The organism is Micromonospora sp. WMMD1082 (assembly GCF_029626175.1).
GTDB lineage: Bacteria > Actinomycetota > Actinomycetes > Mycobacteriales > Micromonosporaceae > Micromonospora.
Map to the genome: position 1 here is coordinate 3,468,152 of NZ_JARUBM010000002.1, position 13,588 is coordinate 3,481,739.

Here is a 13,588-nt window from a genome sequence, read left to right on the forward strand (position 1 = left end):
GACAGGCGCAATTCACGTGCGGTACGGTCCGTGTGCCGTGGTGACGGTGGCAGCACGCACAGTGATGTGGTTCGGGAGGAGTCCGGCGATGCCGCGGGGTGAGATCGACGAGGCGTGGATCGAGGAAGCGGTCCGGCGCTACCGCCGGATCGAGTCCCTCCAGGCCGAGTTCGACCAGGCCGTGGCCACGGTCGAGGTCACCGTCCGATCGCCGGACGGCCTGGTGGAGGTGGTGGTCACCGCCGGTGGCCGGATCACCGACGTGCGCTTCCTCGGCCCCTTGCACGCCCGGGCGCCGCGCGACGTGGCCGACTCCGTACGGGCCGCCGTCACCGCCGCCGCCGACGCGGCCCAGTGGGCGAGGGAGAAGCTACACAACGAGACGTTCACCGCCTACCGACCGCTGACGGGGGCCTGAGATGGACAGCCTCCGCGCTCTGGCCGGCCGCCTCGACGAGTCGAGCGCCACGCTGACCGCGCTCTCCCGTTCGGTCACCGCCGCCGATCCGGCGCAGGTGGCCTTCGGCGCCGACGCACCGGGGCGGCCGGGCGAGGTCGGGCGGGCACTGCACCGGCAGTGGGTGACCGCCACCGGTGACCGGGCCCGGGAGGCGCACGCGGCCGCCGCCCAGGTGGCCTCGGTGGCCGCCGCGCTGCGGGAGGCCGCCGACCGTTACTCGGACACCGACACCGCCGTCTCCCGCCGGCTGACCGGTGAGGCGTGATGGACGCCCTGGACCGGCTCGCCGAGCCCGGCCTCGACCTGCTGCGCCGGGTCGACACCCTGCTCGCCGCCGGCGCTCCCGAGGGGCACCGGGTCTGGCCGCTGCTGCGCCGGATGCAGGTGCTGCCCGGCGACGCGCTGGGCAGTTTCCTGGACCTGCGACCGGCGCCGCTGGCCACCGCCGGGCACGCGGTGCGCCGGCACGTGCACGGGTACGACCACGCCTGTGCCGCGCTGACCGACCCGGTGCTCTGGTCCGGGTCGGCGGCCTCGGCGTACGGGCAGTCCCGGTCGGCGCTGCTGCGCCATCTGGACGAGGGGCCCGAGAGCCTGGTCGGGCGGCTGGAGGCCACCGCCGGCTACGCCGACGCGCTCGCCGACTGGGTGGAGGGCAGCCGGCTGGCCGTGGCCCGGGCACTGGCCGAGGTGGTCGGCTCGGCCGAGGCGGTGGCCGTCGTCGCGGCCACCTCGACCGGCAGGATGGCGACGGATGCCGGGCCGTCCTCGTCGGGTGGGACCGCCGCCGCCGAGATCGCCGTTCGGGTGCTGGCGGTGCTCTGTGTCGCGTACGACGGGGCGGAGACGCTGCTGCGGCAGTGGTCCCCGAGCCTGGCCGAGTCCCCGTGGCGGCCGGCCGGCGCCCGCTTCCGCCCGGACGCCGGTGGTGGCCTGGCGGACGGCCGGACGACCCGGGTTGGCTGGTGACGCCTCCGCAACGGGCGCACGGCGCCGCTCGCGGGCACCCGGTGGGCGGCCCGTCGGCGGCGCCGTGACCTTCCCTGCACCCCCCGCAGGTCTGCACCCACTCAACGCCGTCGGCCTCGTTTTGTCCCGCTCGTGGCGCAGGTTTCAGCCGTCCGGGCCGGCATCGTCGTACCGGTAGCCGGGATGGGGGTCGGTCAAGTCGACAGCCGTGGATGGCTGCACGGCGTAGGCACCCCCTGTGCCGGCCGGGCGCACCCGGCGTCCGCGCGACGTAGGGTGAGGGGATGGGCATGCTCTGCGCGGTCAGCTTCCAGCGGTACGGGCGGCTCTACTACCTCGACCCGGGCGACCTGCAACCCCAGGTGGGCGACAAGGTGCTGGTCCCCACCGACGACGGTCCCGAGGTGGCGGAGTGCGTCTGGGCGGCGCAGTGGGTCACGGAGGAGACCGAGGGATTTCCCCGGCTGGCCGGGCTGGCGCAGGAGGAGGATCTGCGTCGCGACGAGGCGCTGCGGCAGCGCAAGGCCGAGGCGAAGGTCGCGGCGAAGCGGCTGATCCGCGAGCATGGCCTGCCGATGAAGGTGGTCGCGGTCGACCACGTGTTCGGCAACGGCGAGGGCGGCGGTGAGCGCAGCACCATCTACTTCACCGCCCCGCACCGGGTGGACTTCCGCTCCCTGGTCCGCGACCTCGGTGCCACCCTGCACTGCCGGGTGGAACTGCGTCAGCTCTCCGCCCGGGATTCGGCCCGGGTGCAGGGCGGCATCGGCTCCTGCGGGCGCGACCTGTGCTGTGCCACCTTCCTGAACGACTTCGAACCGGTCACCATCCGGATGGCCAAGGACCAGGACCTTCCGCTCAACCCGCTGCGCATCTCCGGCGCCTGCGGTCGCCTGATGTGCTGCCTGAAGTACGAGCATCCGCTGTACCAAAGGTTCCAGGAGTCGGCCCCGGAGGTCGGCAGCCGCGTCACCACCCCGAAGGGTGACGGCCGCGTGGTCGGTCACAGCGTCCCCCGCGATGCCGTCACGGTCCGCCTCGACGCCGACGGCTCCCGCTGCTCCTGCTCCCGCGCCTCCGTCTGCGCCCCCCGCCAAGCCCACGACCAGCACTACACCCCCTAGGTGAGGGTGGTGGGGGGTTCGGCTAGGTGGGGGGTCAGGGGGGTTTTGGGGGTTAGCCAGGAGGAGTGGGGGGACTGGTCGGGGTTGACCTGCCAGGTGCGGGCGACGCGGTCGATGACGATCGGATAGAGGGTGAGCGTGCCGTCGGGGTCGATGCGCATGCGTACGAAGCCCTTCGCGTCCTCGATGCCCTGTCCGGCGAAGAGTTCGTTGACGTTCACCCCGAAGGCGCTCGCGATCAGCAGGTACGCGGCCACCAGTTGGCTGGCCACCAGCCCGATCACCGGCAGGTAGACCACTGCCGCGGCGACCGCCGGCAGCGGCCAGGGCCAGTCGTGGAACGGTAGGGCGAGCCAGGCCCAGGTGCCGGCGGCGGCCAACCCGACGTGGGCCAGACCGTGCCCGACGCCGAGGATCCAGTGCCGCGCGTGCCGCTTGCCGCTGGAGCTGGGCGGCTTGGCGAACATGGCCGCCGCGAGCACCGTCACCAGCACCATCATCACCAACGGCACGCTGAACAGTCGCTGCTCGGAGGCCTCCGACCGGAAGTCGGTCACGCCGGCCATGGAGAGCATCAGCAGGGTGTGCAGGATGCCCAGCAGCGTCGAGAAGCCCGGGTTGCGGCGCGGCAGCCGGGCGAAGATCCCCCAGCCGTACCGGCGGGAGCGGGCCGCGTCGGGGTAGCGGCCGGCCAGGTCGTACGTCCGGGACGGGCTGGACCGGCGGGCCAGGGTGTCCCGGGGCGGCACCTCGATCTGCTCGGGCAGTTTGTGCGTCGGGGTCAGGTACGCCCCGCCGGTGCCGGAGGTGACCAGCTGCCGGCCGTCCGGCCCGGTGTAGCGGGAGTAGTGGTGCAGGTCGCCGGAGATCAGCAGCCGCACCCGGGCGCCGGTGGGCGCGACGATGGTCCGGATGAAGTAGTCGATCGAGTCGTACGCCGTGGGCTGGTCGACGGCCTTGACCCAGGCCGGAGCCGGCACCGCCAGGATCACCTTGCTCTGCGGGCCCAGCTTCTTGGCCACCGCGTCGAAGTAGGTGAGCTGCGGATCGTCGACGTACGAGCCGGACTGGTCGTCGAGGCCGAGCAGCCACCAGTCGGCCGGCAGTTCGGCGGCGAAGTACGAGCGGGACTGGCCGGTGCGCCAGCCGCCGAAGTGCCGGTCCCGGGTGCGGACGAACAACCGCAGGAACGCGGTCAACCCGTCGTACCAGTCGTGGTTGCCGGGAACCGCGAAGATCGTCGGCTGCTCCGCCGGCTCGGTGGCCGGCAGCGCCGCCTGGTACGGCCCCTTGCAGCGGTCCTCGTACGCCTCGTACTCCGCCGACGGGTAGACCTGGTCACCGCCCATCACCAGGGTCTGCGCCCGGGGCAGCCGGTGCCCGTCCACCACCAGTTCCCGCTGGGCGAGTAGATACGCGACGGAATAGGTGGCGTTGAAGCCGTCACCCAGGTCGGCCACGTAGTCGAGCCAGAGCCCGCCGTCCGGCCCCACCTGCTTGGCGATCTCCGCGTCCAGCGCCTTCTGGAGTTCCCGCTTGTCCAGGTACGCGCCGAACAGCATCGCCAGCAGCGTACGCAGGCCGGTGCTGATCAGCAGGAACGGCGCCAGCCAGGGCACCGGCTTGCGCGGCGTGAAGCCCAGCTCCAGCGGATCGGTGCTGCGCGGCCGCCGGGCCGCCCGCCCACCCGCCGCCTCCTCGGCGTACGGGCCCAGCGGCACGGCCCGGCCGGTCGCGCCGGCCGCCGGCGGCTCGACATCGACCGGCTCGACATCGACTGGTTCGTCGCGAGGGATGTGATCGTCGGTCATCCGCCGCAGCGTAGTGCCGCCCGCTCCGGCGCGCGACGACCGGGAAACGACCGGGTGCCCGGTTCGTCGACCCGGTGCCGGTTCGTCGGCTCGGGGAATCCCGCGCGGCCGGGGGCCGACCCGTGCCGTACACTTGACCACCGTTGCCGCCTTAGCTCAGTCGGCTAGAGCGACGCACTCGTAATGCGTAGGTCGACGGTTCGATTCCGTCAGGCGGCTCGGAGAGAGGCCCTGACCAGCAGGTTCGCTGGTCAGGGCCTCATTTTCATCGATGTAGTTTTGAATCGCCCCCCGAAAACCCCCCACAAACGCCTACCGGCGATCAGGTTTCGCGTGTCTGCCAGCGGGGTGCAGGGTCTACTTGGTCCGGCGCTTCCCACGATCTTGAGGCGCAGGGCCGGTTGTCTCTGGACCTGCCCCAAGCTGTTCGAGGATGTCGGAGCTGTCCGGGGCGAGGGCGGGCTTGACGATGTAGTGCTTGTTGGTGACCTGCTCGGTGGCGTGGCCAAGTTGGGCGGCGGCTCTCTTGGTGTCGGCCTCCTTGTCGATGAGGGTGGCGACGGTCTTGCGGAAGGTGTGCGGGGTGACCCATTCGAGGCCGGTGTCGGCGCGGGCTTGACGCCACTGACGGCGCACGTTTTGCGGTGACAGCCAGGTGCCGCGTCGGGAGGCGAAGATCGCGTCGTGGGGGTTGTCGGCGGCGTGGAGTTTGCGAGCCATCAGCATCCCGACCGCGAACCGAGGTAGGACGATTGTTCGGAAACCGGCGTCGGTCTTCGTCCACTCCTGCCGGAAGAAGCCCTTGCCCTTGAGGTAGACGATCGTGCCGCAGATGGTGAGCGTCGGGCGTTCAGCGACAAGATCGAGATCCTTCCAGCGCAGCGCCAGAATTTCGCCGATGCGGGCGCCGGTGGCGAGCATGAGGTCGACGATGTCGGCCAGGTCGCCGGTCGGCCGAGGTCCCGACTTGCCGGGGGCGGGTTGTTGCCACCTTCGGATCGCCTCGCGAACCTCGTTCAGTTGCGTCAACTCCAGGGCCACCACCTTGCGGCGCGGGTTACGCAGTCGACCCGTGTCGCGTACGGGGTTGGCCGTGAGTGCGCCTCGGCGTACAGCCAAGGCGAACATCTGGCCGAGGACGACCTTCGCGCCTTTGGCGGCTGACGGCCGGTCCTCAGCGACCTTGCGCAGAAATCTGTCGAGGCGGCCCGCGGTGGCCTCTCGGATACGCAGCTCGCCGAGGGCGGGCTCGATCGAAACACGCACGCTGATCTCGTACCTACTGATCGTCTGCGGCGTGACACGTTCCTCCGCGGTGATCTCGTCCAACCAGAGCTTGGCGAGGACCCTGACGTGGGTGTCCCTGGTGATCTCGTCGTCGTTCGGGGTGACTCGGTCGCGAAGTTTGACCTTCAAAGCCCGGATGGCGGCGGGGCCGGTGGTGTCGGTGGCCTCGACGTCGCGGGTCCTGCCGTCGTGATCACGGAATCGGGTTCGGGCGCAGTGCCGGTTGGGTCCGAGCTTCTTGGTGCGGATCGCGCCCCAGGTGCCGATGGGTAGTGGGGGTCGGGCCATGACTCAGCGCTCCGGGTCGGTGTGGGCGTCGAGCCAGCGTTCGACCTCGCTGCGCCGGTAGCGCAGGGTGTTGCCGACGCGGATGGCACGTGGTCCCTTGCCTCGGCTGTGCCAGGCGTAGAGGGTGTTCTTCGGCTTACCCAACCAAAGCGCAACGTCATCGATGGTCAAGAGCGGGTCGGGCCGCCACTCGGCGGCGGGTAGGGCGCTCATCGCCGGCCTGCTGTGTCTGACGAGGCAAGCTGCGGAAGAGGCTCGCCGTGCGGCACCGACACTGAGGCGGGGTGTGCGTAGGGCGGGCATGGAACGGGTGTCCTTTCAACGCGTACCTCGAATAGGGATTTATCGAGGTCGCTGCGGCTGGTAACTCCTGCTGGCGCGGCGGCACCGTAGCGTGACTCACCGCCATTGGTCGATCGTGTGGTGTCAACACTTTCCGCGATTCGTGTCAAGCCGAGGGAAGGGGTGAGGCGTGGCCTTGTGGGTCGCCGCGAGTCGCGATCGATTCGCGTCGGGTCGGATTCAGCCATGCCGACTCACCACCGGGGCGGTGAAGACCATTAGGTCGATGTGTAGAACCTGGCCACCTGGCGCGGACATGGTCTGGCGGCTTAGGTCGGCGGCGTCGGTATCGGTGGCGTAGAAGGTGTACTGGTCGCCTTTTCCCGCAGTGCTGATGGCGACGATGTGCAGGATGTGGGTGATTCCGATGTCGTGTGCGGCGGTGCGCAGCATGTGTTCGTGGTCGGCGAATGTCGCGCCGGAAGTGCGGGGGCGGACGGCGGCGATTATGCATGTGTCGCCGACCATCATGAGTCGGCAGGCGGTGAACAGGTCGGCGATGCGGTCTGCGGCAGGTTGCTGGTCGTCGCGGGGCCAGCGCAGGGTGACCAGGGTGACTGGCTGGCTGGTCTGGTCGAGGTCGGCGAGGTGGGCGGGTTCGGTGATGGGCAGGTAGGTGCGACCGGTTTCGGTGGCGGCGGTCTGGAGGTGAGGGTCGTCGTCGAGGGCGACGACGGTGTCGCCGTGTCGGGTGTAGATGAGCACGAGTCGCCGGGCTAGCCGCGACGCGAAGCTGGCGTCGGGGTCGGTCGTCTGGGGGTCGTCGGTGTGGTTGTCGAGTCGCCACACGGCGATGGGGACGTCGCCGGCGACTCGGGGTGAGTCGTCGGGGATCGTGGTCGGGGTGTCGGTGGGACGGCGGTCGAGTGGTTGCGGGTCACGATGTGGATGAGCAGTCATGGGGCAGGTGGCCCCCGTGCCCGGTTGGCCGTGTTCGCATTCACCAAATGCCCAACAGCGGACCGCATCGCTGCGCTGGCGGAGGGCGGGTTACCCAACAGCGCCCAACACCCGGGCCGACGGTGGTGGGCGAGTCACGCCCAACAGGCAGCGCTGGCCTACCGAACAGGTACAACGGGGTCGGCTGTTGGGTAGGCAACCCCGTTGTCCGGGCTTGAGGATGTGCGGTGCCGGGCTAGCTGTCGCGGTGGTAGGCCATCTTCGTCAGGATCTCCCAGACGACCTCGGCGCCCACGGCGTCGAGGTGAGCGCGCCGCCGCCGGTATAGCAGCCACTCCACCGCCACGAGCAGCAGATAGATGACGGCGACGGCAGCCCAGGCCGCGTTGAGGATCCAGACGAGCGTCATCATGGTCGACGCCGAGTCGCCGATGACGGCGTCGAGGACCGTCAGGATGCCGGCGTTCGCGACGGCCGCGGCCAGGGCGACGACGCCATACACCGTCCTGTCGACGAGTCGTCGACGGATGTGCGCGGTGTGGTCGGGGTGGTAGACCCGGGGCGCTATGCCCGCCAGTGCCTCACCGCAGCCGCACCACACCATCGCCGAGATCCCGCGACCTCGGCACCCAACAGCGCCCAACAACACGTTGACGTGCACTGTTGGGTGCCTGCCGCTCGAACCTGGCTGGCCGGGGTTGTTGGGTGTGCGCGGCGGTGACCTGCGCTAACGCGACGTTCCTGCCGACCATGCGGTACGGGTCTGTTGGGTGGACGTGCGCGGATAGGGGTCTCGCGCCGCAGTAGCGCGGCGCCCGATCCCCGCGCGAGGTTCCCATGTCTGCATCTTCTTGGCCGTCGTCCCCGCTGGACGCGGCCGAACGTGCTTTCGATCTTCTCGTTCAGCCGCCGAGCCATGTCGGTTTCGACGGACGCGGCGTTGACGGTCTGCCCGACGCGATCGTGCCGCTGGACGTGCTGCGTGCCCTGTTGCTGTCTTCCACGACGTCGGTGGAGGTTCGCGACGCGGTGTGGCGGGAGTTGGTCGTGCGTGCCCGCCGCGACGGGCCCGCGTGGGTGGTCGCCGCGGTGGGGATGGCGATGCCCCGCCTGCGTCGGGTCGCCGGCATGCTCACGGCCGGGTGGCGTGGTGACACCGACGATCTGGACGCCGAGTTGCTCGTCGGGTTCGTCGCCCGGCTCACGACGATCGACCTGGACGTGCCGCGTGTCTGCGGCCGGCTGGTCGACGCCGGCCTGCGGGCCGCCCGCAAAGCCCGCGACGCCGACTCCGACGCCCAGATCATTCACACCGACGCGACCGGGCCGATCGCCCCGGTCCAGCCGTGGGATCACCCCGATCTGGTGCTCGCGCGGGCGGTCGCTGCCGGCGTCGTCGACGCCGACGAGGCCAACCTGATCGCGGCGACCCGGATGGACACCACCACCGTGGCGCAGGCCGCCAAGAAGCTCGGGATCGCGCCGAGCACGGCCAGCGCCTGGCGGGCGAAGGCGGAGCGGCGTCTGGCGGAGGCGATCGCGGCCGGGGAACTCGCCTTCATCCCGCTGCGGCCACGGCCCGCCCACGATCGCGTGTCCCGCGGTCGGGCTGTTGGGCGGCTGTTGGGTGCCGACCGCGGCGCGGGCGCGTTGTTGGCCACCCAACAGCGGGCCTTTGGGGGCAAGACATCGGACCGAGAAGCGGCCGGTGTCGGCGCCCCCGGGATCGGGGCGGTGCCGGCCTGAGTGGCCGCGTTCGCACCGATCCACGAACGGCTGAAAGGAGCGTTGCTCCCACGGCCCGCCCCGGTTCCCGGTGGCGCACCTCAATCCCTATCGAGCCCCGGGTTCCGGGGTGGGAGGTGCCCACCATGTTCCGCCGCACCATTATCCGCGTCGTCATCGTGGCCGTTGCCACGGTGGCGGTGCTCGCCGGGGCGAGTCCCGCATTTGCGGCCGAGCCGCCGACCCCGGCGCCCTACCCTCTGCCCACGATCATCACCAACATCACGAATTGGATCACTGGCCTGCTGGTGGGGGTAGCGACGCTGTTCCTCACCATCGGAGGGATCCGTTATCTCGCCGCAGGCGGCGATCCTACCGAAGTGGAGAAGGCCAAGTCCGCACTCAAATCCGCGGTCCTCGGTTACGCCCTCGCCGTGCTGGCGCCGATCTTACTCGGAATCGTCCGGAGCTGGATTGGAGGCTGACGTGTACGGCTGGATCGTCGACCACACCATCAGCGGCGTCCTTAAATGGTTCGCCAAAACGGTTGTGGGGGTGCTGGAAGTTTTGTGGGAGCTGTTGTCGGCGACGGTGTTCGTCAGCCCGGATGTTACACAGCTGCCACAGGTCACCGCGTTCGCCAGCACGTCGCTGGGCATTGTTAATTCCTGCTATGTGCTGGCGTTCCTGTGGATGGCGGTCCTGGTGGTGGGTCGTGACACCATCCAGGCGCAGTACGGGCCGGGTGAGTTGATTCCCCGTCTGATCATCGGGCTGATCGGCGCCAACTTCGCCGTCCCTCTGTGTTCGACGGTCATCGCGCTGGCGAACGCGTTAACGGCCGCGATAACCAGTCAGGACATCACCGCACCCGGCTCGATGCAGCAGCTGCATGCCGCCACGGTCACCGCGGTCGAAGGTCAGACCGGGGCGAACGCCGCCAGCTTCCTGCTGCTGCTCATTGCCCTGCTGATCGCGGTGCTCGCCAACATCCTCATCGTGCAGTGGATCATCCGGTTGGGAGTGCTGGTGGTGGCGGTCGGTTTGTCGCCCATCGCCCTGGCGCTGCACGGCACGCCGCAGACAGAGGCAGCGGCGAAGCTGTGGTGGCGACTGCTCCTGGGCACGCTCGGCACGGTGGTCATCCAGGCGGTCGCCCTGCACACGACCTTGACCATCTTCCTCAACCCGGACAACAACCTCCCGGTCTTGGGACTGCCGGTTCACGGCGGTGATCCCGGCGCGGTGATGAACCTGCTCATCGTCGTGTGCCTGCTGTGGGGCGTCGTCAAGATCCCCGGCCTGATGAGCCGATACATCACCCAAACCAGGCCCAACCCCCTCGGGATGATCCTGCGGGTCGTGCTGATCCAACAGATCACCCAAGGGCTCAGTCGCGGGCTGGGCCGTGGCCGCCACACCGGCCGCGCCGCCGCCAGACGCCGAAGTCGGCCAGACGCGGGCGGCACCACCGTCGACCCGCCCTGGCCGGTGAGATCAGGTGGCCCCAGTTCCCATGCCGTATCGCCGCCTGCGATATCGCGCACCGCTCGGCTCGCTGGCGCCACGCCCCGGCCTCGTGGCGCGGTGACCCGGCCAGCGGGGGCAGGCCGCGGCCGGGCCGGCGTGACGTTCCCGTCCGGCCGACCGGCACGGCCATACACCAGAGACGAAATCGCCGCAGGCGTCGACCTCTACACCCGCGCCGTGAAATCCCGCTCTGGCACCTCCTCACGAGAGGCACCCTGATGAGAACCCACCAACCACCTTCACCTGCGCACGAGAAGACGACCACGCTTTCCGATGGTCCGGACGAGGCCCCCGACATCATCGCCGTCGCCTGGCCCACCGGCCGGCCCATCCGCTCCTACACCATCGAGGAACTCGCCGAAGGCGTGGACCTCTACACCCGCGCCATGAAGACCGGCGTCACTCGCGCAGTGGGGCAGGAGGCTCGCGATGCGCGATAGCGACGACGCGCCCCCGCGCGCCCGAATTCCCGCCGACATCGACACCCCCGACAAGATCGTCTACGGGTTGACGGCGCGGCAGTTGGCGATCCTGGTCGTGGCCGGTGTAATCGGCTACGGCATCATCCGGGCGGCCGGCACGCTGCTGTCGCAGCCGGTCCTGTTCGCCGTCCTCACCCCCCTGGCAGGGGCGGCGGTCGTGCTGGCGCTGGGCCGCCGCGACGGCCTGCCGATGGACGCCTGGCTGCTGGCCGCGATACGGCACACCCGCGACCCGAAGCGGCTCGCGCCGGCCCCGTCCGCCCGTCCCTCCGCGGTGCCGGGCTGGGCGCCGGACACCGACGCACCAGCGGCGGTGCCGCTGCTGCGGCTGCCGGCCACGGCGATCAGCGACGCCGGTGTCATCGACACCGGGCCGCAGGCCGTCGCCCTGGTCGCCTGCACCACCGTCAACATCGGGCTGCGGACCGGCGACGAGCAGAACGCCCTGATCAGTGCGTACGGGCGTTGGCTCAACAGCCTGTCGTCGCCGGTGCAGATCGTCATCTCCGCCCAGCGGGTGGACCTGTCCAGCCACGCCCAACGCATCGCCGATACCGCCGACACCCTGGCCAACCCGGCGCTGGCCGAAGCCGCTGTGGACTACGCGGAGTTCCTCGACGATCTCGCCGCACGACGTGACCCACTGTGGCGCACGGTCACGATCGCGGTCACCGCCCGAGGCGAGAAAGGCCGTGACACCGAGGTGCTGCGCCGGGCCGAGCACGCCGCCTCCGCCCTGTCCGCGCTCGGCGCGCAGACCGCCGTGCTCGACGGCGCCCGCGCCACCGCCGTGCTGACCTGCGCGGTCGACCCCTACACACCCACCGACGTCACCTGGCCCCGCGCCAGGCCCGACGCCGTCATCACCGGACCAGGAGACCCGGCATGACGCTAATGATGAGAAGGCGATCCGCCAGCGCCACCCCCGCGAGCCCGGCCGACACGGCCGGGCTCGCGTCGGTTCTGGGACCGGACGCGGTCGAGAACACCCCCCGATACATTGCGGTCGGCGACGGATACGCCGCCACGTTGATCGTCACCGGCTACCCGGCCGAGGTCGGTGGCGCCTGGCTGGATCCGCTGCTGGCGTGGCCGGGCCGCCTCGACGTCGTCGTCTACATCGACCCCCTCGCCCCGCAGGTGGCCGCCGCGCGGCTGCGACGGCAGCGGGCGCGGTTGGAGTCCAACCGGCGCGACGACGCCGAGAAGGGCCGCCTCGCCGATCCGATCACCGAGGCGGCCACGGAGGACGCGGCCGAGTTGGCCGACCGGATCGCCCGCGGCCAGTCGAGGCTGTTCCGCGTCGGCCTGTACCTGTGCGTGCACGCCCCGAGTCGGGACGAGTTGGACGAGGCGGTCGCGCACGTGCGGGCCACCGCGGCGTCGGTACTGCTGGACACGCAGCCGGCGACCTGGCGGCAACTGCAGGGCTGGCTGACCAGCCTGCCGCTGGCCACCGACACCCTCGGCATGCGGCGGGTAATGGACACCGACGCCATCGCGACCGCCTTTCCGCTGGCGTCGGCGGACCTGCCCGCACCACTACCCGGGGAATCCGGGCCGGCCGGGGGCATGTTGTACGGGCTCAACCCCGACTCCAACGGCGTCGTGTGGTGGGACCGCTGGAGCCAACACAACGCCAACAGCGTCGTGCTCGCCCGGTCCGGGGCCGGCAAGTCCTACTTCGTCAAGCTCGAAGTGCTGCGGTCGCTGGCCGACGGCGTGTGCTGCGCAGTCATCGACCCGGACAACGAATACATCCGGCTCACCGAGGCGGTCGGCGGGGTCACCATCGCCCTGGGCGCCGGCGGGGTACGCCTCAACCCACTCGACATCCCACCCGCCGACCGCCGCCCACAGGCCCGCACCTACGGGGCGCTGTTCCTACACACCCTGATCGCGGTGCTACTCGGGCAGCAGCCACCGCCGTCGGAGCGGGCCGCGCTCGACAAGGCGATCAACACCGCGTACGACGCCGCCGGAATCACCAACGACCCGGCCACCTGGCGCCGGCAGGCGCCGCTGCTGCGCGACGTGGCCGCGGCCCTGGTCGACCAGGGCACCGAGGCGGCGGAAACCCTCGCCGCCCGGCTCACCCCATGGACCACGGGGTCGTTCAAGGAGATGTTCGACGGCCCGACCACCAGCGTGCCGTCCGGGCAGCTGATCACCTGGTCCACCCGGCACCTCGCCGACGAACTGCGCGCTCCCGGCATGCTGCTCGCGCTCGACGCGATCTGGCGCGACGTCGACGCCCCCGCCGTGTGGTCGGCGAACCCGCCCCGCCGGCTCGTCTTCGTCGACGAGGCCTGGACTCTGCTTCGGGACGGGGAGGGTGCGAAGTTCCTGTCCCGGCTGGCCAAAAGCGCCCGGAAACGCCGGGCGGGGTTGGCCGTCATCACCCAGGACGTGGGTGACCTGCTCGGCTCCGACCTCGGCCAGGTGGTGATCGCCAACGCGGCCACCCAGATCCTGCTGCGGCAGGCCTCGGCCGATGTCGTCGCTGACGTGTTCGGGTTGACCGCCGGCGAGGCGCGGCTGCTGCTCGGCGCCCGACGCGGTGAAGGACTCCTGCTGTCGGGTACGCACCGGGTCAGCTTCCAGGCGGTGGCGTCCCGGAAAGAGCACCGTCTCTGCATCGGTGATCTGGAGCTCACCGACGACGACTGA

General features: G+C 70.6%; 15 protein-coding genes and 1 tRNA gene. 11 read left to right on the top strand and 5 right to left on the bottom strand.

Features of this window, described 5'->3' with window-relative positions; translation table 11 throughout:
* The first annotated feature begins 88 nt into the window (after positions 1-88).
* From O7615_RS15995 to ricT, 4 genes are all read left to right on the top strand, one after another.
* The gene (locus O7615_RS15995) at positions 89-418 is read left to right on the top strand and encodes a YbaB/EbfC family nucleoid-associated protein (RefSeq protein ID WP_278178423.1); all 330 of its coding nucleotides are present in this window, start codon (positions 89-91) and stop codon (positions 416-418) included.
* Position 419: 1 nt separating this feature from the next.
* Positions 420-725: a hypothetical protein gene (locus tag O7615_RS16000; protein WP_278178424.1), complete on the top strand. Its 306-nt coding sequence runs from the start codon at positions 420-422 to the stop codon at positions 723-725.
* Positions 725-1,429, top strand: coding sequence for a hypothetical protein (locus tag O7615_RS16005; RefSeq protein ID WP_278178425.1), 705 nt, complete (start codon positions 725-727; stop codon positions 1,427-1,429). The genes O7615_RS16000 and O7615_RS16005 overlap by 1 nt, the downstream gene beginning before the upstream one ends.
* A gap of 284 nt (positions 1,430-1,713) precedes the next feature.
* The gene (gene ricT, locus O7615_RS16010) at positions 1,714-2,553 is read left to right on the top strand and encodes a regulatory iron-sulfur-containing complex subunit RicT (protein ID WP_278178426.1); all 840 of its coding nucleotides are present in this window, start codon (positions 1,714-1,716) and stop codon (positions 2,551-2,553) included.
* Here ricT and O7615_RS16015 read toward each other — a convergent pair.
* The gene (locus O7615_RS16015; RefSeq protein WP_278178427.1) at positions 2,550-4,364 is read right to left on the bottom strand and encodes a metallophosphoesterase; all 1,815 of its coding nucleotides are present in this window, start codon (positions 4,362-4,364) and stop codon (positions 2,550-2,552) included. The two genes, ricT and O7615_RS16015, sit on opposite strands and share 4 nt — an antisense overlap.
* 145 nt (positions 4,365-4,509) lie before the next feature.
* On the opposite strand from O7615_RS16015, the gene O7615_RS16020 reads away from it, so the two are divergent.
* A tRNA-Thr gene (locus tag O7615_RS16020) sits at positions 4,510-4,583 on the top strand.
* Between the two features lie 138 nt (positions 4,584-4,721).
* Here O7615_RS16020 and O7615_RS16025 read toward each other — a convergent pair.
* The 4 genes from O7615_RS16025 to O7615_RS16040 all read right to left on the bottom strand — a co-directional run bounded on the left by O7615_RS16025 (position 4,722) and on the right by O7615_RS16040 (position 7,785).
* Complete coding sequence (locus tag O7615_RS16025; RefSeq protein ID WP_278178428.1) at positions 4,722-5,939, bottom strand: site-specific integrase; 1,218 nt, start codon at positions 5,937-5,939, stop codon at positions 4,722-4,724.
* Between the two features lie 3 nt (positions 5,940-5,942).
* Positions 5,943-6,152 carry a helix-turn-helix domain-containing protein gene (locus tag O7615_RS16030; RefSeq protein WP_278178429.1) on the bottom strand — a complete coding sequence of 70 codons (210 nt, stop codon included), beginning with the start codon at positions 6,150-6,152 and terminating at the stop codon, positions 5,943-5,945.
* A 309-nt stretch (positions 6,153-6,461) separates the two neighbouring features.
* Positions 6,462-7,181 carry a hypothetical protein gene (locus tag O7615_RS16035; protein ID WP_278178430.1) on the bottom strand — a complete coding sequence of 240 codons (720 nt, stop codon included), beginning with the start codon at positions 7,179-7,181 and terminating at the stop codon, positions 6,462-6,464.
* A 235-nt stretch (positions 7,182-7,416) separates the two neighbouring features.
* A complete protein-coding gene (locus O7615_RS16040; RefSeq protein WP_278178432.1) occupies positions 7,417-7,785 on the bottom strand; it encodes a hypothetical protein in 369 nt (122 codons plus the stop codon).
* 233 nt (positions 7,786-8,018) lie between these two features.
* Between O7615_RS16040 and O7615_RS16045 the strand changes: the two genes are divergently transcribed.
* From O7615_RS16045 to O7615_RS16070, 6 genes are all read left to right on the top strand, one after another.
* Positions 8,019-8,927 carry a hypothetical protein gene (locus O7615_RS16045; protein ID WP_278178433.1) on the top strand — a complete coding sequence of 303 codons (909 nt, stop codon included), beginning with the start codon at positions 8,019-8,021 and terminating at the stop codon, positions 8,925-8,927.
* A gap of 125 nt (positions 8,928-9,052) precedes the next feature.
* Positions 9,053-9,391, top strand: coding sequence for a pilin (locus tag O7615_RS16050; RefSeq protein ID WP_278178434.1), 339 nt, complete (start codon positions 9,053-9,055; stop codon positions 9,389-9,391).
* Position 9,392: 1 nt separating this feature from the next.
* Complete coding sequence (locus O7615_RS16055; protein WP_278178435.1) at positions 9,393-10,655, top strand: hypothetical protein; 1,263 nt, start codon at positions 9,393-9,395, stop codon at positions 10,653-10,655.
* Positions 10,655-10,876: a hypothetical protein gene (locus O7615_RS16060; RefSeq protein ID WP_278178436.1), complete on the top strand. Its 222-nt coding sequence runs from the start codon at positions 10,655-10,657 to the stop codon at positions 10,874-10,876. Before O7615_RS16055 ends, O7615_RS16060 begins: the two co-directional genes overlap by 1 nt.
* Entirely contained in the window at positions 10,866-11,807 is a 942-nt protein-coding gene (locus tag O7615_RS16065; RefSeq protein WP_278178437.1) for a PrgI family protein, read from the top strand. The genes O7615_RS16060 and O7615_RS16065 overlap by 11 nt, the downstream gene beginning before the upstream one ends.
* Before the next feature lie 8 nt (positions 11,808-11,815).
* Positions 11,816-13,588, top strand: a complete 1,773-nt coding sequence (locus tag O7615_RS16070; RefSeq protein WP_278178438.1) for a DUF87 domain-containing protein — start codon at positions 11,816-11,818, stop codon at positions 13,586-13,588.

Excerpts from the sequence above, each read along its gene's own strand:
- O7615_RS16035 (WP_278178430.1), bottom strand. The coding sequence starts at position 7,181 with ATGACTGCTCATCCACATCGTGACCCGCAACCACTCGACCGCCGTCCC.
- O7615_RS16040 (WP_278178432.1), bottom strand. The coding sequence starts at position 7,785 with ATGGTGTGGTGCGGCTGCGGTGAGGCACTGGCGGGCATAGCGCCCCGG.
- O7615_RS16030 (WP_278178429.1), bottom strand. The coding sequence starts at position 6,152 with ATGAGCGCCCTACCCGCCGCCGAGTGGCGGCCCGACCCGCTCTTGACC.
- O7615_RS16070 (WP_278178438.1), top strand. The coding sequence starts at position 11,816 with ATGAGAAGGCGATCCGCCAGCGCCACCCCCGCGAGCCCGGCCGACACG.
- O7615_RS16050 (WP_278178434.1), top strand. The coding sequence starts at position 9,053 with ATGTTCCGCCGCACCATTATCCGCGTCGTCATCGTGGCCGTTGCCACG.
- ricT (WP_278178426.1), top strand. The coding sequence starts at position 1,714 with ATGGGCATGCTCTGCGCGGTCAGCTTCCAGCGGTACGGGCGGCTCTAC.
- O7615_RS16025 (WP_278178428.1), bottom strand. The coding sequence starts at position 5,939 with ATGGCCCGACCCCCACTACCCATCGGCACCTGGGGCGCGATCCGCACC.
- O7615_RS16015 (WP_278178427.1), bottom strand. The coding sequence starts at position 4,364 with ATGACCGACGATCACATCCCTCGCGACGAACCAGTCGATGTCGAGCCG.
- O7615_RS16065 (WP_278178437.1), top strand. The coding sequence starts at position 10,866 with ATGCGCGATAGCGACGACGCGCCCCCGCGCGCCCGAATTCCCGCCGAC.
- O7615_RS15995 (WP_278178423.1), top strand. The coding sequence starts at position 89 with ATGCCGCGGGGTGAGATCGACGAGGCGTGGATCGAGGAAGCGGTCCGG.
- O7615_RS16005 (WP_278178425.1), top strand. The coding sequence starts at position 725 with ATGGACGCCCTGGACCGGCTCGCCGAGCCCGGCCTCGACCTGCTGCGC.
- O7615_RS16060 (WP_278178436.1), top strand. The coding sequence starts at position 10,655 with ATGAGAACCCACCAACCACCTTCACCTGCGCACGAGAAGACGACCACG.
- O7615_RS16000 (WP_278178424.1), top strand. The coding sequence starts at position 420 with ATGGACAGCCTCCGCGCTCTGGCCGGCCGCCTCGACGAGTCGAGCGCC.
- O7615_RS16045 (WP_278178433.1), top strand. The coding sequence starts at position 8,019 with ATGTCTGCATCTTCTTGGCCGTCGTCCCCGCTGGACGCGGCCGAACGT.